Origin of the sequence: Vibrio sp. ZOR0018 (assembly GCF_963865925.1) — a bacterium.
Classification (GTDB): domain Bacteria; phylum Pseudomonadota; class Gammaproteobacteria; order Enterobacterales; family Vibrionaceae; genus Vibrio; species Vibrio anguillarum.
The window spans coordinates 103393-126747 of the sequence record NZ_CAWMCN010000112.1; the positions used below are offsets into that span (position 1 = coordinate 103393).

The 23355-nt window shown below is 44.1% G+C and carries 21 protein-coding genes; 16 read left to right on the forward strand and 5 right to left on the reverse strand.

All coding sequences use genetic code 11. The features are described 5' to 3' along the window. Positions 1-37: 37 nt before the first annotated feature. The 4 genes from ubiT (at position 38) to rimI (ending at position 2169) form a co-directional block, all read left to right on the forward strand. Positions 38-565 (forward strand): ubiquinone anaerobic biosynthesis accessory factor UbiT, encoded by a 528-nt coding sequence (gene ubiT, locus AACR75_RS10630; RefSeq protein WP_010318913.1) that lies wholly within the window; start codon positions 38-40, stop codon positions 563-565. Beyond that, positions 549-1052 carry a GNAT family N-acetyltransferase gene (locus tag AACR75_RS10635; protein WP_047690121.1) on the forward strand — a complete coding sequence of 168 codons (504 nt, stop codon included), beginning with the start codon at positions 549-551 and terminating at the stop codon, positions 1050-1052. The genes ubiT and AACR75_RS10635 overlap by 17 nt, the downstream gene beginning before the upstream one ends. A 261-nt stretch (positions 1053-1313) precedes the next feature. Further along, positions 1314-1718 carry a DNA polymerase III subunit psi gene (locus tag AACR75_RS10640; RefSeq protein WP_047690124.1) on the forward strand — a complete coding sequence of 135 codons (405 nt, stop codon included), beginning with the start codon at positions 1314-1316 and terminating at the stop codon, positions 1716-1718. 4 nt (positions 1719-1722) lie between these two features. Further along, the gene (gene rimI / locus AACR75_RS10645; RefSeq protein ID WP_013857606.1) at positions 1723-2169 is read left to right on the forward strand and encodes a ribosomal protein S18-alanine N-acetyltransferase; all 447 of its coding nucleotides are present in this window, start codon (positions 1723-1725) and stop codon (positions 2167-2169) included. A 62-nt stretch (positions 2170-2231) separates the two neighbouring features. Here rimI and AACR75_RS10650 read toward each other — a convergent pair whose 3' ends face one another. Next, positions 2232-4283 (reverse strand): putative bifunctional diguanylate cyclase/phosphodiesterase, encoded by a 2052-nt coding sequence (locus tag AACR75_RS10650; protein WP_047690127.1) that lies wholly within the window; start codon positions 4281-4283, stop codon positions 2232-2234. 222 nt (positions 4284-4505) lie between these two features. On the opposite strand from AACR75_RS10650, the gene prfC reads away from it, so the two are divergent. After that, positions 4506-6095, forward strand: a complete 1590-nt coding sequence (prfC, locus tag AACR75_RS10655; protein ID WP_047690128.1) for a peptide chain release factor 3 — start codon at positions 4506-4508, stop codon at positions 6093-6095. 102 nt (positions 6096-6197) lie between these two features. On the opposite strand, the gene srmB is transcribed toward prfC, so the two are convergent. Beyond that, complete coding sequence (gene srmB / locus AACR75_RS10660; protein WP_013857603.1) at positions 6198-7433, reverse strand: ATP-dependent RNA helicase SrmB; 1236 nt, start codon at positions 7431-7433, stop codon at positions 6198-6200. A gap of 92 nt (positions 7434-7525) precedes the next feature. Further along, positions 7526-8248, reverse strand: coding sequence for a tRNA1(Val) (adenine(37)-N6)-methyltransferase (locus AACR75_RS10665; RefSeq protein ID WP_047690131.1), 723 nt, complete (start codon positions 8246-8248; stop codon positions 7526-7528). Between the two features lie 308 nt (positions 8249-8556). Here AACR75_RS10665 and brnQ point away from each other — a divergent pair, with 308 nt between their 5' ends. The 5 genes from brnQ (at position 8557) to AACR75_RS10690 (ending at position 15054) form a co-directional block, all read left to right on the forward strand. Beyond that, positions 8557-9870: a branched-chain amino acid transport system II carrier protein gene (gene brnQ / locus AACR75_RS10670; RefSeq protein WP_047690133.1), complete on the forward strand. Its 1314-nt coding sequence runs from the start codon at positions 8557-8559 to the stop codon at positions 9868-9870. A 170-nt stretch (positions 9871-10040) separates the two neighbouring features. Beyond that, positions 10041-11139 (forward strand): peptide chain release factor 2 gene (prfB, locus tag AACR75_RS10675; RefSeq protein ID WP_096000859.1). Its coding sequence is split into 2 segments (ribosomal slippage): positions 10041-10115 and positions 10117-11139, totalling 1098 coding nucleotides; the frame shifts between segments, so codons are not numbered across the junction. 33 nt (positions 11140-11172) lie between these two features. Continuing rightward, on the forward strand, positions 11173-12705 hold the full coding sequence (lysS, locus tag AACR75_RS10680; protein ID WP_013857598.1) for a lysine--tRNA ligase: 1533 nt from the start codon (positions 11173-11175) through the stop codon (positions 12703-12705). Between the two features lie 262 nt (positions 12706-12967). Continuing rightward, a complete protein-coding gene (gene vpsR / locus AACR75_RS10685; protein WP_047690136.1) occupies positions 12968-14302 on the forward strand; it encodes a cyclic-di-GMP-binding transcriptional regulator VpsR in 1335 nt (444 codons plus the stop codon). Positions 14303-14802: 500 nt separating this feature from the next. Then, on the forward strand, positions 14803-15054 hold the full coding sequence (locus tag AACR75_RS10690; RefSeq protein ID WP_047690138.1) for a hypothetical protein: 252 nt from the start codon (positions 14803-14805) through the stop codon (positions 15052-15054). Between the two features lie 37 nt (positions 15055-15091). Here the strand turns inward: AACR75_RS10690 and AACR75_RS10695 are convergent, their stop codons facing one another. Continuing rightward, complete coding sequence (locus tag AACR75_RS10695) at positions 15092-16126, reverse strand: NADP(H)-dependent aldo-keto reductase (RefSeq protein WP_047690140.1); 1035 nt, start codon at positions 16124-16126, stop codon at positions 15092-15094. A gap of 133 nt (positions 16127-16259) precedes the next feature. Next, positions 16260-16925: a DNA mismatch repair endonuclease MutH gene (gene mutH, locus AACR75_RS10700; RefSeq protein ID WP_047690230.1), complete on the reverse strand. Its 666-nt coding sequence runs from the start codon at positions 16923-16925 to the stop codon at positions 16260-16262. Between the two features lie 605 nt (positions 16926-17530). Between mutH and rppH the strand changes: the two genes are divergently transcribed. Genes rppH through thyA form a run of 6 tightly spaced genes read left to right on the forward strand, consistent with a single transcriptional unit; the run spans position 17531 to position 23330 of the window. Further along, a complete protein-coding gene (rppH, locus tag AACR75_RS10705; RefSeq protein ID WP_010319133.1) occupies positions 17531-18049 on the forward strand; it encodes an RNA pyrophosphohydrolase in 519 nt (172 codons plus the stop codon). Positions 18050-18051: 2 nt separating this feature from the next. Continuing rightward, positions 18052-20298 (forward strand): phosphoenolpyruvate--protein phosphotransferase, encoded by a 2247-nt coding sequence (gene ptsP, locus AACR75_RS10710; protein ID WP_047690143.1) that lies wholly within the window; start codon positions 18052-18054, stop codon positions 20296-20298. 8 nt (positions 20299-20306) lie between these two features. Continuing rightward, positions 20307-21098, forward strand: coding sequence for a sulfite exporter TauE/SafE family protein (locus AACR75_RS10715; RefSeq protein WP_047690145.1), 792 nt, complete (start codon positions 20307-20309; stop codon positions 21096-21098). Between the two features lie 43 nt (positions 21099-21141). Then, on the forward strand, positions 21142-21945 hold the full coding sequence (lgt, locus tag AACR75_RS10720; protein WP_013857591.1) for a prolipoprotein diacylglyceryl transferase: 804 nt from the start codon (positions 21142-21144) through the stop codon (positions 21943-21945). A gap of 15 nt (positions 21946-21960) precedes the next feature. Beyond that, complete coding sequence (locus AACR75_RS10725) at positions 21961-22533, forward strand: thymidylate synthase (RefSeq protein ID WP_331415614.1); 573 nt, start codon at positions 21961-21963, stop codon at positions 22531-22533. A 2-nt stretch (positions 22534-22535) separates the two neighbouring features. Beyond that, positions 22536-23330 (forward strand): thymidylate synthase, encoded by a 795-nt coding sequence (gene thyA, locus AACR75_RS10730; RefSeq protein WP_047690147.1) that lies wholly within the window; start codon positions 22536-22538, stop codon positions 23328-23330. Positions 23331-23355 lie beyond the last annotated feature (25 nt).

Sequence of the window (23355 nt, forward strand, 5' to 3'; positions counted from 1 at the left end):
TAGGTACTATTGCATTACAAAGTAACGGATAACGCTCGTGATTCACAAGATTCGTACTCAACTAGTTCAAAACGCCGCTTCAATTTTGCGATCCCCAGTCCACTTCTTACCGCAAGTTGTACAAAAAAAAGCCTTGCTAGAAGGGTTGAAAACTATATTTCATGAGGCTTTGCAAGAAGGTGACTTTGAATTTCTTGATGGGAAATGGTTAAAGGTTTCAATTCGCGATTTGAATTTGAATTGGTATATCAGCTATCAAGCGGAACAACTTGTTGTGTCTGATAAGACGGAAGTGGAAGATGTCAGCTTTAGCGGTAACCTAAATGATATGGTGTTGATTGCTGGTCGAAAAGAAGATCCTGATACGCTGTTCTTTCAACGTCGACTCTCCATTGAAGGGGATACCGAACTGGGGTTAGAGGTGAAGAACCTGATGGACAGTGTTGACCTAGAGCTTTTACCAAAACCGTTCCAGATGTTAATAAATCAGCTAGCAGATTTTGTGCATAAGGGCGTACAATCGCCAGTGACACAAAATGAGGTAATGAATGCTTATTCGAACTGAAGCGCCAGCGGATATCTTAGCGATTGACCGCTTATTAAAATCAGCCTTTGAGACAGATGCTGAAGCTAATTTGGTCATGACATTAAGGGAAAACAGCCATTTGACGCTCTCTTTAGTGGCCTGTGATGATGACGGCGAAGTCGTTGGTCATGTGATGTTTAGCCCGATCTTACTCAATGGTGAAGACTTAAATTGGCAAGGGCTTGCACCGTTGGCCGTGAAAAAAGAGTGGCGAAATCAAGGTGTCGCCGCCTCGTTAGTAAAAGAGGGGTTAATCTGTTTGGCTGAGTTCGATTATCCAGCTTGTGTGGTTTTGGGTGACCCGGATTATTATCAACGCTTTGGCTTTAAAGAGGCGGCGAAATCTGATTTTCGTTGTCGTTGGGATGTTCCAGTTGGCGCGTTTCAGATCGTTGCATTAGTCGACGGCGAATTGAGCGGGCGAGCGGGTTTAATTGAGTATTGCCCAGAGTTCAACGAACTTTAATCACCGTATTTCTATTCAAAACAGGGAGCCCAGTGCTCCCTGTTTACTTTTATGCTCTTCTCATTTGAAGCTACCGTTGTGTTGGCTACATTCGCTCACCCCAATCACCTCGTTTATCTAGGCTCATGGGGATGAATTCACTTGTCGCCTATCTGCAACTTCAAGTTGTTTGGGCATAGCTCTTGAGTCATTGGATGATTAACGGTTTCTGTCTTGGCGCTGATTTGTTAGGATTGCGATGTTCAATGAGGTCATAAACAGATGTCACATCACGAAAATCAATATTTACAAGAAATGGGCATCCAGCGTTGGGAGCTTATCCATCCACAGCGGCTGGCTGGCTATCAACCTGATCCGGTGACGCTGCCGAGCACGTGCCGTTTATTACTCGTTTCCCCCCAATACCCGCAACAAGGTGCTCTATTGCTGTTTTCAAGAGTATTGAAAAGTATGGGGCTCGAAATCAGTCAGGCGTGTCATCTTGAGCCTCACTCTCTTAGCCAACTAACAGGCTCCAGAATTGAATGGTTGTGGTTTTCAGGCTGTGAAAAGAAAGAAAGCCCGTTGGCCCAGAAAGTGTTAACGTCACCGTCGCTAGTTGAGATAGATGGCAATACCGAGCTGCGCCGGGCGTTGTGGCAGCAAATTTGTTCTTATGAGTCCTAAAACCATGAATATTGATGTTGTGCCTTTATCACTTCCTTATCTTGATGCTATTTGGTCCATTGAGCAGCAAGCTCACAGTTACCCTTGGGCTGAATCACTCGTACGCGACTTGGCGAGTCGTGGTGCATGCCACCATGCTATGTTGGTTGATGGCAAAGTTGTCGGTTATTTCTATGCACAGAATATTGTTGGAGAGGTGACCTTGTTGAATATCGCTGTCGATCCGCAGCAGCAAGGTAAGGGTTACGGAAAATTGTTGATGGAGTTTTTCTTAACTTACTGTGAAAAAGCGCAAGCTGAAAGTGCGTGGCTTGAAGTTCGCGAAAGTAACATCCGCGCTTATAGCTTGTACGAATCGCTGGGTTTTAATGAGCTCGATCGTCGAGTGAACTACTATCCCACTCCGAAAGGATCAGAAGATGCGATCATCATGAGCTACTATTTTTTGTAGCTTATTTTCCATCAGCAGATCGTTTGCAAACTCAGGTTTTTTCATGGTCAGGCGTCTCGGAACTATTTCTGGTGCGCCTTATCTTTTTGATGTTCATTGAGTTGATAGCATGGGCTTACAAAACGCTTGACGACTTCCTTAGCGGTTAACGGCTTATCAAATAAGTAACCTTGGAACTGATCACAACCCAATTGTTTGAGAGTTTCGAGTTCTTGGCACTCTTCCACACCTTCGGCTATTACCTCCAAATTTAAACGTTTCGCAATCATAATAATCGTATCCACAATTGCTTGGTCACTCTCATCTAAATGCAATTGAGTGACAAAAGAACGATCGATTTTGAGCACATCCACCGATAAAAGTTTGAGGTAACGCAGTGATGAATAACCAGTGCCAAAATCATCAATCGAGATGCTCAGCTTACTTTTTTTAAGTTGCACCATTTTTTGAATCGCACTTTCTACATTTTCCAGTAATAGCCCTTCAGTAATCTCCAATTCAAGATGTTCACCAGTAATACCTGCTTGCTGCATTGCATGGTTAATGTGTTCAACAAAAGAATCTTGAGAAAACTGCAACGGACTGATGTTGATGGCTAAACGGCGAAAATGGGGCGGTAATACTCCTTGGCGCTTCCAAGCGGCGTATTGATAGCACGCTTGCTCTAATATCCAGTTTCCAATCGGAATAATTTGCCCCGTTTCTTCTGCTATGGTCATAAACACACCCGGTGGCAATACACCTTTGGTTGGGTGGTTCCAGCGGATCAAGGCTTCCACACCGACAATATTGTGCCGCTCATCGACTTGAGGTTGGTAATAGAGTTCTAACTGTTGGGTATTGAGGGCTTCATGGAGGCCTTTTTCAATTTCCAGAAACGATTCGACTTGAGCCTGCATTTCTGGCTCATAAAACATGTATTTATTGCGTCCATTCGCTTTTGCGCGGTAAAGCGCTGTATCGGCTTGTCTAAGGACATCGATATTGGTTTTGCCCACTGACGGAAAAATCGAGATACCAATACTCACAGTGCAATAAAGCTGGTGGTCATCAATCGAGTAAGGGTTGGAAATCAGAGCCAGAAGCTGCTGAGCTACCTTCTCTGCTTGTTGGCGAGAGAGATGAGGAATCAACACCGCAAACTCATCGCCACCGATGCGTGCGGCGGTGTAATCGTGTTTAAGCCAGCCATCCATACGCATGGCGATAGCTTTGATTAAATGATCCCCCGTTGTGTGTCCAAGTGAATCATTGATCGTTTTGAAACGGTCGAGATCAAGGTAAAACAACACACCAGAAGTGTGGGTGCGAATACTGTTATCAATGGCATCAGTGAGCAGTTGCAGCAGCAAGCTGCGATTAGCAAGGCCAGTTAACGTGTCGTAGTAGGCTAATTGGTTAAGTTTAGCATCCGCGAGCTCTCGCTCTTTCCATAAAGTATAGAAAGTACCGGCTAACTCACTGAGCTCATTTTTTTGCTGTTGTAATGGCGGCTGTGTTGGACGTTGATTGTTTTGCAATGAGCGAACCCACGAAATTAACGTGGTGATGGGTTTTGACAGCTTGTAGTAAAAAAAGACTAAAAGGATCGAAGTCAGCAACACATTTCGAAAGAGATCAAACAGCAATACTCGTGTGGTTTTTGCAATAAATTCTTTGGCAATGGAAGAGCCGTTGACGGAAAAACTTAAGCTACCTACCACCACACTCGAATTGGGTTGATGCAAGTCAGTTTTAAAGATGGGTATTTCAGGCGTCAGATAATTCGATAAGAGCCGAATAAAAGCAGTCTGCGCTGGAATCTCTCTGCTTTTTTTTGCCAGTGTATCGCCAAAATCATCAATAATTTCAACATGATAAATGGCATTATCAACCATTAAGCTAGAGACGACTTGATTGGCTAATAAGTTGTTGAGGTGATAAGCAGCCTGGCTGGCATTTGAATAATTTTGCAGCAGTTTAAAACGGTAGTGATCTTCAATGCGAGCTTGCTCATGGTGTAGGTCGAGCAAAGTATGATACAAACTAAAGCCTATCCCAAGGATCACCGAGACTAGGAACACTGTTTTGGCTTGTTTAAATGCCAGAGAATTTCTTTGTTTGGTTATCAGCATAATACTCGCTTATTCTCTTCGCCCTTTTTAGTTATAGCTCATATTTATTGATAATTTAATTGCAAATAGAAAGGTCGTCATTCTCTTGTTGATTTGTGTAGCGACGAAAGTTGCTCCCAGATCAAATATAGGGGAGAATACCGCGCAAATTTGAATCGAACTGCTGATCAGCGTAAGCGCTTCGGCTCTCCCTTATATCAGCATATTGAGAAGACCTGTTTCATGTCAAATACTCCTTTTTTGAGTGAAGTTTCTAAACGTAGAACCTTCGCTATTATTTCGCACCCGGATGCGGGTAAAACCACCATTACTGAAAAAGTTCTGCTATTCGGGAATGCCATTCAAAAAGCGGGAACGGTAAAAGGGCGCGGCTCTAACCAGCATGCTAAATCAGATTGGATGGAAATGGAAAAAGAGCGTGGTATTTCGGTCACGACCTCTGTGATGCAATTTCCTTACAATCATTGTTTGGTTAACTTGCTCGATACTCCAGGGCACGAAGACTTCTCGGAAGATACTTACCGCACATTGACGGCGGTTGACTCGTGCTTAATGGTGATTGATGCAGCAAAAGGTGTTGAAGATCGTACTCGTAAGCTGATGGAAGTGACTCGCTTACGTGATACACCGATTGTAACCTTCATGAACAAATTGGACCGTGAGATCCGCGACCCAATGGAATTGCTTGATGAAGTGGAGAATGAGCTGAAGATTGCCTGCGCCCCGATTTCATGGCCAGTGGGTTGTGGTAAAGAGTTTAAAGGCGTGTACCACATTCACCGTGATGAGACGATTCTGTACGCGACCGGCCAAGGCCACACTATTCAAGAAGAGCGCATTGTTAAGGGTCTCAACAACCCTGATCTGGATAAGGCCGTGGGTGATGACCTTGCCGCTCAGCTGCGTGATGAGCTTGAATTGGTATTAGGTGCTTCTCATGAATTTGATCAAGAGCTGTTTTTAAAAGGTGAGTTGACCCCTGTTTTCTTCGGAACGGCATTAGGTAACTTTGGTGTGGACCATATGCTGCATGGTTTAACTGAGTGGGCTCCGGCGCCGATGCCACGTCAAGCTAATGAGCGTATTGTTGAAGCCACGGAAGAGAAATTCTCAGGCTTTGTGTTTAAAATCCAAGCGAACATGGATCCTAAACACCGCGATCGTATTGCGTTTATGCGTATTGTGTCGGGTACTTATACCCAAGGCATGAAAATGAACCACGTGCGTATTGGTAAGCAAGTGAGTATTTCTGATGCGGTTACCTTTATGGCGGGCGATCGCTCTCGTGCTGAAAATGCTTATGCTGGCGATATTATCGGTTTGCATAACCATGGAATAATTCAGATTGGTGATACCTTTACTCAAGGTGAATCGTTGAAATTCTCAGGTATTCCTAACTTTGCTCCTGAGCTGTTCCGTCGTATTCGCTTGCGCGATCCACTGAAGCAGAAGCAATTGCTTAAAGGTTTAGTGCAGTTGTCGGAAGAGGGAGCGGTTCAAGTCTTCCGCCCACTACAAAATAACGATTTGATTGTGGGTGCAGTGGGTGTGCTGCAGTTTGATGTGGTGGTGTCTCGTTTAAAATCTGAATACAACGTCGAGGCAATTTACGAAGGTGTTAACGTTGCAACAGCACGTTGGATTGAGTGCGCAGATGATAAAAAATTCGAAGAGTTTAAGCGCAAAAACCAAAGTAACATCGCACTGGATGGTGGGGATAACCTGACTTACATCGCGCCGACTATGGTCAATTTGAATCTGGCCAAAGAGCGTTTTCCTGAAGTGGAGTTCCGTGCGACACGCGAACATTAAACCTTGGTGAGTTTGAAGAGAGTGATACTCTCTTCAAACATTAAAGATAAAAAAATGCCGATATTTCAGTATCGGCATTTTTTTATAGGTGGTATCGGAACACTATTTTTTCTTTTTGTTCGCTTTCTTCTTCTTCGAAACCACTTTGACTTTTTTGTCATCGGTTTTCTTTTTCTTTTTGAATACCGGCTTTTTGTGCTGCGGGCGCATATCTTTAATGAAGCGCTCTTTTATCTCCTCGTCGACATAACGCGCGACGCGGTCCATCATCACTTGATCATGGGCTTCAACCAAAGAGATCGCATTGCCTTTTTTACCAGCACGAGCCGTACGACCTATGCGGTGTAAGTACACATCCGCTGAGCGTGGCATATCAAAGTTGATCACGTGACTTACGTCAGGTAAGTCAATACCGCGTGCGGCCACGTCGGTTGCCAGTAGTACGTTGACTGCGCCTTCACGGAATCGCGTAATGGCGTTATTGCGACGATCTTGTGGCATTTCGCCTTGAATCCAAGCACAAGGAATTTGCGCTTTTTCTAGCTCTGTACGCAAATCAGCTAAGCGCTCACGAGTTTTGATAAACACGATAGAACGTTCGGCTTGCTCGGTGAGGATTTTCTTCAATAGCTCAACTTTGTGCACCATGGTATCGGCGCGGTGATACCATTGAGTGATTTTTTTGCGTTCACGACGAGAAGGATCGGCATTGATTGTTGCTGGTTCTTTTAAGAGATCGGCAGTAAAACCTTCCACACCATGACCTTCCAGTGTTGCAGAGAAAAGCAAGGTCTGTTTACGCCAGCGACATTCCGCAGCGAGACGATCGACGATTGGGCCAAAGCCCATGTCCAGCATGCGGTCAGCTTCATCCAAAATAAGCCATTCAATCGCACGACAATCAAAACGCTCGCCTTCAATGTATTCCATCAAGCGACCAGGCGTTGCCACCACAATATCTTGCGTTTTGGCTAAGATGTCGGCGTGCTCTTGATATTGTACGCCGCCGGTGATGGTGACGATATTGAGGCGAGTATTCTTCGCCAGTTCACGAGCTTGATCCGCCACTTGCATCGCCAATTCACGAGTTGGGGTCAGAATCAAGACGCGTGCAGGGCCGGCTCGCTTGCGCGGAAAATCTAAAAGATATTGTAGCGCGGGTAAAACAAATGCAGCGGTTTTACCGGTTCCCGTTGGCGCAGAGGCAAGAATATCTCGACCATCTAGGGCTTGTGGGATCGCTTCAGCTTGAACTTGGGTGGGACGTTCAAAGCCCATATCTTCAATGGCCGCAATGATGCAAGGGTCAAGATCGAGGTCAGCAAAGGTTTTGATCACAGTGAGTACTCCACAAGCCGTTAGGCTTATTTGGCTATAAAATTAAGGTCGAACATTATAGGGGGATTGGTGATTAGGATCACATGTTATTTCTACATCTTGAGATAAAAATCTTGAGTTAGGGCAATAAAGGCTTCGCTATAACCACTTGATGAGTGAATGACCAACGATGAATCAATCACAGAAGCCGAGGCTAAACTTAGTTCAATCAATAGCCGATGAGCGGGTTTGTGTGCTATGGGTTGTACAGTGCAGCGCCGCTTAAGCTGCCAGCCGAGCGTGAGTGCTTGCTCGATAAATTGTTCCCCTTCATACACGGGCAAAATAAAACAAGCTTGCCCCTCATCGTTGAGGAGACTTTTTGCTCTGACTAATAAAGCGTGATGAGCAAGTTGATTGGTGTGCCTAGCAGTAGCTCGCTGGGGATCATGAGACAGTTCACCACTGTTGAAATAGGGTGGGTTACAAATAATTGCATCAAAGGACGGCGTAAAAGAGGTGTCTAAAATATCACCTTGTAAAACCTGTATGCGTTGCCCCCATGAAGAAGCATTACTGTTGTATTGGGCCGCTTCAAAGGCAAAGGCATCGATATCGACGGCCGTAATTTGTGCATTGCTAAAACGTTGTGCGCACATTAATGCCAATAACCCAGTACCGGTGCCAATATCGAGAATGGTTTTGGGATGGTGCGTGAAAGCCCACGAGCCTAATAGAACCCCATCGGTACTGACAGGCATTCCCGCTTGTCCACCGTCAATGGAAAATTGTTTAAATTTGAAACGCTTATTTTTGGGCGTGTGACTTTTCATCATTATTTCAAAATATAGCTCTAATTAAGTGATAACCACTATTGTTATCTATTTGTTCGGATTATTCTTCTATCTGTTATGAGAGTGTATGAGAAAATGATCAACACATCATTCTTTCTATTTTTTAACATTTAGAGTTTTAAACTGGTTTTTCACCGATATTATAAATTAATGTAGCGTTTTTTGCTTTGCCCTTGCGAAGTCTTGAGTGTTTCGTCATTATTCGCCCTTAATTTTTAGATTTAGATGCGGTTTCAACCTCATCAACAATGCATACACAACATTTATCAAATAATAATTAAGGGTTATCTGTGAAGCAGACGTTAAAACTAACAGATATTATCGCGGTCGGCTTTATGCTTTTCGCGTTTTTCTTGGGTGCTGGTAACATCATCTTTCCGCCAATCGCTGGCCAACTTGCTGGAGAGCATTTACTGCCAGCCATGACTGGCTTCCTCATTACCGCTGTCGGTTTACCATTGATGACGATTATTGCGATTGCTGTCGCGGGTGGTTCTTGGGAGCATTTAACCAAAGATCTGCCTAAACAAGCTGCAACTATCATGGCAGTGATGATCTTTATCATCATTGGTCCTGCCTTTGCAGCACCGCGTACCGGCCTTGTGGCGTATGAAATGGCAGTGAAACCATTTTTCATTGATGCGCAACAATCGCATTTGACACTATTTTCGATTCTCTTTTTTGTCGTTGCGATGTTTTTTGCCTGGTCTCAAGGTCGGCTCATTGACATCATTGGTAAAGTGCTAACTCCTGCTCTATTTGTTGGATTAATTATTTTAGCCGTTGCGGTTTTTGTTGACCCGCAAGGTGAGATGGTGACTGCACAAGGCGAATACCTGACTCAGCCGTTGACGAAAGGTTTCCTTGAAGGCTACAACACCATGGATACGTTTGGCGCACTGATGTTTGGGATGTTAATTGTCGATGCACTGCGTAGCAAAGGCATTACTGAGCGCGCGGCAACCACAAAGTATTTAATCAGCGCGGCGTGCATTGCGGCGGTTGGTTTAGCTTTTGTCTATATTTCACTGTTTTATCTTGGTGCGACAAGCTCTGTGGTCGCTTTTGGTGCAGAAAATGGCGGTGCGGTGCTTAGCCAATATGTGCAAGCGCTGTTTGGCCCTTATGGGCAGATCGTGCTTTCTGTCATCGTGCTACTAGCCTGCCTAACCACGGCAATTGGTTTGATTTCAGCATGTTCAGATTACTTTTGCACATTGACTCCAATTGCGTATAAATCTTGGGTGATCATTATTGGTGTTGCTTGCGCTATCGTGGCAAACGTTGGTTTATCGCAATTGATCACGCTTTCTATCCCCGCACTGTATGCGCTTTATCCAGTCGCGATTGCCTTGATTATGTTGACCTTCTTGAGAGGGAAACTACCAAACCCAGCAGTGGCATACCGTGTAGTGCTACTTGTCTCTTTTCTTTTTGCGTTGATCGACGCGGCAAAAGTGGCTGGCGTTGATGTGTCTGCGTTCAATATGCTGCCACTGTTTGAGGTCGGCATGGGGTGGTTACTTCCTACACTCGCTGCGATGATTTGCATGTTCTTTATTGCAACTACCGTTCAACAAAGCGTGGTTAAAGAAGCGGCATAATCGCGTTTTTACCCGTAAGCATTAAAGAGGCTGAACACGATTGTTCAGCCTCTTTTTTTAGGCGTGCGCCAGCTTTTATTCCAAGAGATCAAACGAATTTTTCCTGTATCTTCGTCACATTTTTAAGTAGAATTCTTCGGTTAAATTCTACTCATAAATGTTGAGCAAACATGTTTGAAATCAATCCTATTAAAAACCGTCTTCAGGATGTGTCAGAGCGCACAAATATCCTGAGGGGGTATCTTTGACTACGACGCTAAGAAAGAGCGTTTAGAAGAAGTGAATGCAGAACTCGAGCAACCCAACGTCTGGAACGAACCTGAGCGTGCACAAGCGCTAGGTAAAGAACGTGCTTCGCTCGAAGCCATTGTCGATACCATTGATCAGTTAGATCAAGGTGTGGATGATGTGGAAGGGCTACTGGAACTGGCTATTGAAGCAGAAGACCAAGAAACCTTCGATGAAATTGGCCCTGAACTGGATGAGCTGGAAACTAAGCTTGAACAGCTTGAGTTTCGCCGTATGTTCTCTGGCGATCACGATTCTTCAGATTGCTATATTGATCTGCAGTCTGGTTCGGGCGGCACCGAGGCTCAAGACTGGACATCAATCCTGCTACGCATGTATTTACGTTGGGCAGAAGCGAAAGGCTTTAAGACTGAAGTGATTGAAGTGTCTGAAGGTGATGTTGCTGGCCTAAAAGGCGCAACCGTGCGAATTATCGGTGATTACGCTTATGGTTGGCTGCGCACCGAAACTGGCGTACACCGCTTGGTTCGTAAATCCCCATTTGATTCGAGTGGCCGCCGCCATACCTCTTTTGCCTCTGCGTTTATCTATCCTGAGATTGATGAAAATATTGCTATCGACATCAACCCAGCCGATCTTCGTATCGATGTTTATCGCGCTTCGGGAGCGGGTGGTCAGCACGTTAACACCACCGAATCGGCGGTGCGTATTACGCATATTCCAACCAATACCGTTGTTCAATGCCAAAACGATCGTTCGCAGCATAAAAACAAAGACCAAGCGATGAAACAATTGCGTGCAAAACTGTTTGAACTTGAGTTACAAAAGCAGAACGCAGAAAAGCAAGCCAATGAAGATGCGAAATCTGACATTGGCTGGGGAAGCCAAATCCGATCTTATGTATTGGATGACTCCCGAATCAAAGATTTACGCACTGGCGTTGAAAACCGTAATACCCAAGCGGTATTAGATGGTGATTTAGACAAATTTATTGAAGCAAGCCTGAAATCAGGCCTTTAATGCTTTTTTACCGACATATAAGGTACATGTAAAATGACTGATGCTGTTCAAAACGAAATGAATCAAGAGCAAATTGCGCAAGAAGAGAACAAACTCATCGCAGAGCGTCGCAGCAAGCTGGATCACATCCGTAAGAGCTGTAAAGCGAATGGCCACCCAAATGACTTTCGTCGTGACAGCCTTGCGGGCGATCTTCAACAGCAATTCGGTGAAAAGAGCAAAGAAGAGTTAGAAGCCTTAAACCATGTTGTGGCGATTGCGGGGCGTATCATGGCGAAACGTGGCCCTTTCCTTGTTATTCAAGAAACCTCTGGTCGTATTCAAGCTTATGCTTCAAAAGAGGTTCAAACTGAGCTGAAGGAAAAATACCAAGGTCTAGACATTGGTGACATCATCGGCGTGAAAGGTGCGTTGCACAAATCTGGCAAAGGCGATCTCTACGTTAATATGGAAGAGTACGAATTGCTGACAAAGGCACTTCGTCCATTACCAGAGAAGTTCCACGGTTTGACTGACCAAGAGATGCGCTACCGCCAACGTTATGTGGATTTGATTGTTAATGAAAGTTCACGTAATGCGTTCATTGTTCGCTCTAAAGTAATGACTGCAATTCGTAACTTCATGATCTCAAAACAGTTCATGGAAGTAGAAACGCCAATGATGCATGTGATCCCTGGCGGTGCTAGTGCGCGTCCATTCATCACTCACCACAATGCGCTCGACATGCCAATGTACTTGCGTATCGCACCTGAGCTTTACCTTAAGCGTTTAGTTGTGGGTGGCTTTGATCGCGTGTTTGAAATCAACCGTAACTTCCGTAACGAAGGTCTTTCTCCTCGCCATAACCCTGAATTTACTATGATGGAATTCTATATGGCGTACGCAGATTACAATGATCTGATGGACTTTACCGAGGAGTTATTAAGCACTGTGGCACAGGAAGTTTTAGGTTCGACTTCAATGCCTTATGGTGATGAAACGGTAGAATTTGGTGGTCAATATGCTCGCATGAGTATGTTTGAAGCCATCAAACACTACAACCCAGAGCACGCTCAAATCCAAGCGTTAACTGAACAGGATCTGCAAAACCGTGAGCTCATGGTATCTATCGCGAAATCGGTTCATGTAGACGTTGAACCTTTCTGGACTTGCGGCCAACTGCTTGAAGAGATCTTCGGTGAAACGGCCGAACCTAAGTTGATGCAACCGACCTTCATTACTGGATACCCTGCGGATATTTCACCATTGGCGCGTCGTAGCGATAACAACCCATTCTTCACCGACCGTTTTGAGTTCTTCATCGGTGGTCGTGAAGTCGCCAATGGCTTCTCTGAGCTTAATGATGCTCAAGATCAAGACGAGCGCTTCTTAGCGCAAGTGAATGCCAAAGATGCTGGCGACGATGAAGCCATGTTCTACGATGCTGATTATGTTGTTGCGTTAGAGCACGGTCTCCCACCAACAGCGGGTCAAGGCATTGGTATTGACCGTTTGGTGATGTTACTCACCAACACCCATACGATTCGTGACGTTATCCTATTCCCTGCGATGCGCCCACAGCAGTAATTGCTACTTTCGTTCCGATAAACCGCCTAAATAGGCGGTTTTTTTTTGCATTAGTTTGAAAAATTTTGTTCACTAGCGTGGACTAACAGACAACAATTTCGAAAGGATTATGAAATAGTTCCCTATATTAAATGGCAAAGCGCTTATTTGTTGTCTAGTCTTATGATTGAGACAGACTACAGCGCCAAGTCTCGTTAATGTAACAGCCGCTTAATGTGCCAAAAGTAGCACTGCATATAAATTTAAAGATAAGGAATAATAGATGGGCACTCAATTCCGAATGGATTCTGTCCCTGGTTCGCTTGTCGTCGTTGGTGGGACATACGAGCCTTGGTTATCTGTACTTGAACAGGTTGGTTGGCGTTGTACACAATGCGCAGATTTACGTAAAGCGGATGCCTTGTTTGCAGAAACAGGCCCATGCATTGGTATTGTTGATTTGAGCCATGATGAATTCAGCCTCAATGGCATTGCAAATTTGGTCAGCAACCATAAACAAGTACGTTGGTTAGCGTTCATTCGCGAATCACAGTTGAGCTCGGATACGATTTGCCAATTCATTGTTAACTTTTGTATCGACTTTTTTACGGCGCCGATTCCCGATGCGCAGCTACTGAGCACCATTGGACACCAACTTGGAATGCTTAAGTTAGAGAAGAAAGTATGGCCACATTATGGAGCAACAGGGGATATTGGTTTAATTGGTGAGTCCACTCCCATGAAGCGCTTGCGTGATCAGATCAAACGCATCGGCCCTACAGATGTCAGTATCCTCATTTATGGGGAAAATGGAACGGGCAAAGAGACGGTCGCGAGAGCGGTACACAAAACCTCGTCTCGCGCACAAAAACCTTTTATTTCAGTGAATTGCCGAGCTTTATCGGAGAGCCGCTTTGAATGTGAGCTATTCGGTATTGGTTGTGAAAACCCATCTCAAACTTCATTATTGGAGCGGGCAGATGGTGGGACGATCCTACTCAAAGATATTCTCACTCTACCTAAAAGCCAACAAGCTAACCTCTTGCGCTTCCTGCAAGAAGGAACGATAGAAACTTCAATGGGTGTCAAAGAGGTGGATGTGCGTATTTTGGCCGCCAACTCTTCCGATATTGAAAAAGCGCTGATTGATGGCAATTTTAACGAAGAGCTGTACCACTATATCAACGTATTGCGTATTAATGTCCCGAGCTTAAAAGAGCGGGCGGGTGATATTGCTTTACTGGCACGACACTTCTTGCAGGAGTATTCAAAAGAGTTTAACGCGCAGGCGCGCAGTTTTACTGAAGAAGCGGCGCGCTCATTGGCTCGTTATCACTGGCCGGGTAACGTTCGTGAGCTGATGAATCAGATCAAACGTGTGGTGCTGATGTCCGATTCAGTCATGTTGGATGAATTGCAACTCGACTTACCAAAACGCAGTGATGGTAAGCGCAGCCTAAAAAGCATTCGTGAGCGTTCAGAGCGAGATGCGCTATTACTGGTTTTAGAATCCAACTCAGGGCAAGTATCAATGGCCGCCAAAGAGCTAGGTGTATCTAGAGCTACTATGTATCGCTTGCTTAATAAACATAACTTAATCACTGAAAATACCTATTAACTTGATGATTCTTCAAGTAAAAATGGTCACATTTAATCCATGTGGCCATTTTTTATAATCATATCTTTTGCGAATAAGTTATTCTCTAGCTGAATATGTCACTTATTTGCTGTCATCGGCTTTCATTTTAGGTTAATGCATTGTTTTTTAATTGTTTGAAAATTAAGAGTTGAATAATCACCTCAGTTGCATAGAATTTAACCGTGAGCCGTGCTCACACACTCATTTCACTTTGGATTAACTATTTGCTTGGAGGCGCAACATGAATCATTTCGTTTTTGTTCATACTGTTCGCGTTTCTATCGATCTTACTGCGCCTAAATCGTCTCTTACTACAGACGCCTGTCGTATGTTTGATGATAAAAAAGGCACCGATTTTTAGTTAATCCGTAACCTTGAGATAGGCTGCGGAAAAATGGCAGCTTATCAAAGTGTTGATCCACCTTGTTTGCCCCCATTTTTCCAGCCGTCAACGTTTAGTTTACTACTGGAGAATACTCATGCGTCATTCAATTTATTTACAACTTGCTACTTTACTGGTCCGTGCTGATTTACGCCGTGAAGAGCGTCAATGGCAACGAAATGTTCGCCGTCATGCTTTTGAGCTGCCTTTTAATAGCCAACACTTGCTTAAAGATATTGGCTTAGAAAGTGATGGACGCGCTATTGGCGTTTCAGTCCCTGACCCAATTAAAGCTGAACGTCATATTCGTCATCTTCGCCGTGTGTTAAGCATGCGAATAACAACGTAAAATGAGGGGCTAGTGGCTTCGCTAGCCCCGAAGATATCTACGGACAAGGGTTGGAGTAAGTCGTCCCAATCTCTTGAATTTTAAGAAGCAATTCATTACTGAGTACGACATCTAAACTATCGATATTTGTTTTCAACTGCTCTAGGTTTGTCGCGCCAATGATATTGGATGCGACAAACGGACGTTGATTGACAAACGCCAACGCCATCTGTGCTGGATCAAGGCCATACTGGTTAGCAAGCTCAACATAAGCGTGAGTGGCTTGTACACCTTGCTCCGTAAAATAGCGAGAAAAGCGTTCAAATAGGCTGCACCGAGCACCGTCAGGTTTTGCGCCATTTAAATATTTACCACTCAGGCAACCAAACGCCAGTGGCGAGTAAGCCAGCAGTTGAACACCTTCGAAGTGGCTAATCTCAGATAAGCCAATTTCAAAGCTGCGATTCAGTAAATTATAAGGGTTTTGGATAGAGACAATTCTTGCTAGATCGTGTTTTTCTGCCAATTTTAGCAACGTCATCACACCCCACGGGGTATCATTTGACACACCGATGTAACGCACTTTTCCAGCCTTGACGAGATCATTAAGCGCTTCGAGCGTTTCGATTAAAGTGACTTCTTCTTGCTGATCAGGATAAGGGTAGTTAAGTTGGCCGAACATGTTCGTTTGGCGTTGAGGCCAATGTAATTGATACAAATCGACATAGTCTGTTTTTAAGCGTCTTAAACTATCATCAATCGCTAAATGAATGTTGCGTCTATCGAGTGACATCTTTTCGCGGATGTGAGGCACGTTACGCGGGCCTGCCACTTTAGTCGCTAACACCACTTTTTCACGTTTACCTGATTTTTCTAACCAGTTGCCAATATAGCTTTCGGTCAGACCTTGGGTTTTACCGTTGGGGGGAACTGGGTACATTTCCGCAGTATCGATGAAATTCACACCTTGGTCTAAGGCGTAATCGAGCTGCTCAAAGGCTTGTTGTTGGCTATTTTGTTCACCAAAAGTCATGGTACCTAAGCAGATCTTGCTCACTTCCAGTGTGGAATGAGGCAGTTTGGTGTATTGCATATTCCTTCCTTGATGCTCTCGCTGGTGGAGTGTGTGACGTTTTTACTATAAGCGAAGATGGCAGTGAAACGGAAACGAATTGTGCAGTGAAAGATCAAACGGTTACGTTTTTCATGAGCAATAACGAGCACTTTTAAATAAAGTGTTGCTCAAGAATACTCGCGGTAAATTGAGTTCGAAGATAAAAGCCTCGTGGCAGGGTTTTGATAGGTTTGCCATTAGCACCGTATGCTTCGGTTAATGCTCGCCCATTTGCCGCTTTTGGCCTGAGCTGTAATACTTCACCGTGCTTAGCGGTGATCTGCTCAACTTTGCCAAGAACGATGAACTCCATCAGTTCTTCCCAATCATTTTTTAGCTGCTGTTCTTGTGCAGGTGAAGGGCTCCATAGCAATGGCGAGCCGACATGGCGCTGGGCTAGGGGGATCTCTCGCTCACCCTCTATTGGGATCCACAGTACTCGAGAGAGTTTATTTCGCACGTGGCTTTGCTCCCATGTTAAACCATGAACACCGGTGAGTGGGGCCACACACACAAACGTTGTTTCGAGCGGTTTTCCAGTGTAACTGATCGGAATACTTTTGAGCTCGATACCTAATTGCTCGAAATCTTGCTGAGGTTTGCTGCCTGCCGTTGCACCCAAATGCCATTCTAATAGCTGACCGACCCATCCTTTATCTTTTTTTAAGTCAGGGGGCACGCTCATCTTGGCTTCTTCGGCGAGTTGACTAAAGCTTAAGCCTGCAATGTCTTGGGCTCTAAGCATTAATTCATGTTCAGTTTTAGGTGCGGGTTTCATGATACTTTGAATGATAAAAACGCGATTGTAGCAAATTCTTATACACAATGTGCTGTCGTTTCTTTTGCTTAAAAGATCATCGCAACCCAAGTTATCCACAGGTTGATCGGAAAAATATTCTATTTTTTGTTTATCTGTATGCATTTACAGGGTTTTGCTTGAGAGAGTGGGCCTCTTAATCAGTAAATCTTATTTCTACTAGAGTGGGGGTGTGGATAACGAGCTAATTGGTGGATCTTTGAGCATGTTGTGAAAGGATCAATTTTTTGTTAATCGCAACGTAATGTGAATAATGGAAAATTCAATTAATTCATTGTTTTTAATGTATTTAATTTATTATTATCTTTTTTATATTGGTCCGTATTCTTTTGCTTTTTGGGGAAGTAAGTCGCTATCTAGAGATTCTTCACATAGTTACTCACAGAAAAGGTGAATAAATGTGGCTGGTGTCGCATTATTTTGTTGATAACTTTAAGTTTGATGAAAAGTTATCCAATTAATGATTAGGAATACATAAATCTCGTGTTAATCACACTAGTAAGTTTGCTCCTATTGGGGATATGTGGAAAAATCAAAGCAATTAAGATTTTACTAGAGGTTGGCCAGTGATCGATGGCGATGGTTACCGACTCAATGTTGGTATTGTGATTTGTAACAACCATGGTCAGGTATTCTGGGCGAAACGATACGGACAACACTCTTGGCAGTTTCCACAAGGTGGAATTGACGACGATGAAACTCCTGAACAAGCGATGTTTAGAGAGCTTTACGAAGAGGTTGGGCTTACAAAGAAAGATGTGAAAATCATAGCAACAAGCCGTCATTGGTTAAGATATAAATTACCAAAACGGCTCGTTCGTTGGGATTCTCAACCTGTCTGTATTGGGCAAAAACAGAAATGGTTTCTTCTGCGCTTAGAGTGTGATGAATCAAGAATCAACATGCAGCGCGGCAGTACCCCTGAATTTGATGGTTGGCGTTGGGTCAGTTATTGGTATCCAGTGAGGCAAGTAGTCTCTTTCAAGCGAGATGTTTATCGTCGCGCCATGAAAGAGTTTGCATCATTCGCGATGCCATTTAAAGAACGTAATAACAAAGGTAAGCGCAAAAATAAAAGAGGATAGACATGCTCTCTCAGCTAAGGGAAATAGTTGAACAAGTATCCAAGGTAGAAGATGTACACCAAGCCTTGGATATTTTGGTTAAGCAAACGTGCAATGCGATGAGCACCGAGTGTTGCACTGTCTATCTTGCTAACGAAGAAAAACATCGCCTAGAACTAATGGCAACGCAAGGCTTAAAGTTCAAAGGCGACAAAATCCACATCGGTTTTGACGAAGGTTTAGTGGGCTTAGTGAAACGTTCAGCTGAGCCAATCAACATTGCTGAAGCGTCGAAACATCCTAATTTTAAATACTTCAAACAGCTTGGCGAAGAGGTGTATCAAAGCTTTCTTGGTACGCCGATTATTCATCGCAAGCGAGTATTGGGTGTCTTGGTCGTGCAGCAAAAAACACCTCGCTTATTTAGTGAGATGGAAGAGTCTTTTATTGTCACTCTGGCGGCGCAAGTGGCCGTGATTATTGCTCATGCTCAAACACAAGGGCAGTGGCTGCTTTCGAAAAAGCAGTTATCCACCATTGGCATTGCTGCGTCATCTGGCATCGCGATTGGTGAGTTTTGGTGGGATGACACCCAGCCTCAACTGTCTGATGTTTACCCCGCCTCAACGCTCGATATTGAACGAGAACAAGAGTGGCTAGTGCTGGCGGTAGAAAGCGCCTTGAACGATTTTCGTCGTTTAAGAAAAAAACTCGATAGTGATATTAATAAAGATGCGTTAGCCATCTTCGATCTCTTTACTCATCTACTCAATGATCCGATGCTACGCAACGATCTGAAAAGCCAGATCCAAAAAGGTGATCGTGCAGATTGGGCATTACGGCAAGTTGTGGAGAGTTATTCCAACCGTTTTGCGAAGATGTCAGATGTTTACTTACGTGAGCGTGCACAGGATATTCGTGAGCTAGGTCAGCGACTGCTATTTTTTTTGCACAACACTGAGCATGATCAGCAGCAACTTGATAAACCGATTATTTTGGTGGTACGCGAACTTACTGCTTCAATTCTCGCCGCTATTCCTAAAGATAAATTACTGGCGGTGGTCTCTTTAGAAGGGGCTGCCAATTCCCACGCAGCAATATTGTCACGGGCGCTGGGCATTCCCGCAGTGATGGGGATTTCACTTAATCTCAAGGAGATCAACGGTAAAAAGGGCATTGTCGATGGTTATAGCGGCAAGGTTTTTATCTCACCAAATAGACAAATTCTGGCGGAATATCGCGCTTTAGCTTATGAAGAAAGCGAACTTTCTCAAATGGTTAATGAAACCATTGCAGAAGCTCCTTTTACGCAAGATGGCACACGTATTGAAGTGATGCTCAATGCTGGATTAAGTGCGGATACCAACATCGCAATTAACCAAGGGGTTGATGGTGTCGGGCTGTATCGAACCGAAATTTCCTTTTTGCTGCAACATCGCTTTCCATCAGAAGAAGAACAAGTGCAGCAGTATCGCAGCGTTTTGAACGCTTATCCTGATAAACGGGTGGTGATGAGAACGTTAGACATTGGTGGCGATAAAGCACTGCCTTATCTACCCATTGAAGAAGACAATCCCTTTCTTGGCTGGCGAGGCATTCGTTTTACGCTCGATCATCCCGATATTTTTTTGATTCAACTGCGGGCGATGATGCGTGCCAGCGGCGATAACCAAAATCTCAGCATTTTATTGCCAATGATTTCAGGAACGAAAGAGTTAGACGACGCAATGCGGTTGATTGAGCAAGCGTATCGAGAAGTTTCTAGCGTTGATGATCGGATCATAATGCCCAAGATTGGCATTATGATTGAAGTGCCATCGATGATTTATCTTCTACCATTGATTGCGAGCAAAGTGGACTTTGTTTCGGTTGGAACCAACGATTTAACCCAATATTTGTTGGCCGTTGATCGGAACAATGCACATGTTGCTGATGTCTATGACTCCATGCATCCAGCGGTGGTGATGGCGCTTAAACAGATTTTAGAGACTTGCCAGTCTCATCGTATACCTGTTTGTGTGTGTGGTGAGTTGGCCGGAGACCCTATCGGTTCACTGTTATTAATTGGTTTGGGTTATCGCATGCTAAGTATGAATACCTCCAACGTAGCCAAGGTCAAATATTTAGTGAGGCACTCTCAATTAGGACAGTTACGGCAACTTGCTGACAAAGCGTTGATGCAACCTTACGGCAACGACATTTATAATATGATGCACTCATACTTTGAAGATAAAGGCTTTGCTGGCTTTATCCGCGCAGGCAAAAAATAGGAAGCAATGTGAATTTTGAGTTGATGGTGTTGCTGGTGTTATTGGGCTCAGTCGTTGGTTTTATGGCTGGCTTACTGGGCATTGGTGGTGGTTTAATTGTGGTTCCTGCGTTGCTTCTTTTGCTTCCCAAGGCGGGTATTTCCGCCGAACTTAGTATGCATTTAGCGTTAGCGACATCGCTAGCGACCATCATTGTTACTTCGGCTTCTTCGGCATTAAATCACCTTAAATTGGGCAATGTGGATATGTTTGTCGTCAAGTGGCTCATGCCCGGCGTTATCGTCGGTGGGTTTGTTGGCTCAATGATCGCAGATGTGATTCCGACTCAATATCTACCGAAAGTATTTGGCGTGATTGTTTTTTGCCTGGCGATTCAAATGTTTTTATCGATAAAAGCGCAAATGCAAAGATCGATGCCCGGTGCGTGGGTGACCATGCTATGTGGCAGTGGTATTGGTATTGTCTCTAGTTTAGCGGGAATTGGTGGCGGTTCGCTCTCCGTTCCTTTTTTGAATCGTCATGGCGTTGAAATGCGTAAAGCCGTCGGTTCTTCTTCTGTCTGTGGGTGTGTGATCGCAATCTCTGGCATGATTGGTTTTATTTTGCACGGTTATCAAGTGGAGAATTTACCACCTTACAGCATTGGCTATGTCTATTTACCTGCGTTAGTCGCCATTGCTTCGACCTCAATTCTCACTACTCGATTAGGAGCGCGTTACGCGACTCAGTTACCGACGGCGGTATTGAAAAAAATATTCTCCGTTTTTCTGATGGTTATAGCGGCAACTATGCTGTTTTAATCACTTATTATCTTCACCTCATTTTTAGTAAGAGAACACGTTTATGTCTCAGGGTTTTATACAGTTCCCAAATATTGATCCCGTGCTGATTGCGATTGGCCCTATATCCATTCGCTGGTACGGCTTAATGTATTTAGTTGGTTTTGTTTTTGCGATGTGGCTTGCCAATCGCAGAGCGGACAAACCAAATAGTGGCTGGACTCGTGAGCAAGTCTCGGATTTGCTGTTTGCTGGATTTTTAGGGGTGGTCATTGGTGGTCGTGTCGGTTATGTGTTGTTTTACAATTTTGATCTGTTTCTCCAAGACCCGCTCTATCTTTTTAAAGTGTGGACAGGCGGGATGTCTTTCCATGGTGGTCTACTTGGCGTGATCAGTGCAATGTTTTGGTATGCACGGAAAAATAACCGAACGTTTTTTGGTGTCGCCGATTTTGTGGCTCCTTTGGTTCCATTTGGTTTAGGCATGGGACGATTAGGCAACTTCATGAACAGTGAATTGTGGGGGCGAGTAACCGATGTTCCATGGGCGATCATTTTTCCGAACGGCGGGCCTTTGCCTCGCCATCCATCACAGCTTTATGAGTTTTTCTTAGAAGGGATTGTGCTGTTTATTATATTGAACCTGTTTATCCGCAAAAATCGGCCAATTGGTTCAGTCTCAGGGCTATTTTTGATAGGCTACGGGACATTCCGTTTCCTTGTTGAATATGTTCGTGAACCTGATGCACAATTAGGATTGTTCGCTGGATTTATCTCCATGGGGCAAATCCTGTCGCTACCGATGATCATTGTCGGTGCACTGATGATGGTATGGGCGTACAAGGTTAACCATAAAGTGACTCAATAGTGTTAAGGATAGTTTGTGAAACAGTATCTTGAACTTTGTCAGCGAATTGTTGATGAGGGCGTTTGGATCGAAAATGAACGTACAGCCAAACGCTGCCTAACGGTGGTTAACGCTGATCTCACCTATGATGTAGGTCAGAATCAATTCCCGTTAGTGACAACGCGTAAAAGCTTCTGGAAAGCCGCAGTTGCTGAGCTACTTGGTTATATTCGTGGCTACGATAATGCAGCCGATTTTCGCGCTTTAGGAACCAAAACGTGGGATGCGAATGCGAATTTAAATGCAGCTTGGCTTAACAATCCATACCGTAAAGGTGAAGATGATATGGGCCGCGTGTACGGCGTTCAAGGACGTGCGTGGGCCAAGGCGGATGGTGGGCAGATTGATCAACTGCGTAAGATTGTTGATGATCTTTCACGTGGCGTTGATGATAGAGGCGAAATCCTAAACTTTTATCATAAAGTACCCCTCAAAAAACTACTAGTTAGTGAGTGGGTGAGTGAGTTGCCTTTTATATCAAGACTTTTAAGATGCTTTAATACTAGTAGTCACTACCAGTACCCACTACAAGTTACTCAAGGAGCCTAGCAATGAAACAATATCACGACTTAATGAAAAGAATCCTTGAAGAGGGTACAGAAAGAGGAGACAGAACAGGTACAGGTACACTTTCAGTCTTTGGTCATCAAATGAGATTTAATCTATCAGAGGGTTTTCCTCTGGTTACAACGAAGAAATGTCATTTACGATCAATTATCCATGAACTCCTTTGGTTCTTGAAAGGAGACACCAACATCACTTACCTAAAAGAAAATGGTGTAAGTATTTGGGATGAGTGGGCAGATGAGAATGGTGATCTTGGCCCTGTTTACGGATATCAGTGGCGGTCTTGGCCTAATTCTGACGGTAGCCACACTGACCAGATTGCGAATGTGGTAGATGCTATTAAGAACAACCCAAATAGCAGAAGACACATGGTTGTTGCCTATAACCCATCTTTTGTAGATGAGATGGCACTACCTCCATGTCATGCGATGTTTCAGTTTTATGTAGCAAATGGCAAGCTTTCGTGTCAGCTTTATCAGAGAAGTTGTGATGTTTTCTTGGGGCTTCCGTTTAATATTGCCTCTTATGCGCTTTTAACTCATATGGTTGCACAACAGTGTGATTTGGATGTTGGAGACTTTGTTTGGACTGGAGGGGATACTCATCTTTACCTTAATCACTTAGAGCAAACTAAACTCCAGCTTTCAAGAGAACCATATCCACTTCCAGAGCTGAAAATCAACCGCAAACCTGACAGCTTATTTGACTATAAGTTTGAGGACTTTGAAATCGTAGGCTACGAATCTCACCCTCATATCAAAGCTCCTGTAGCCGTATAAGCAGCTTGCCCCTAAAGGCTTAGCA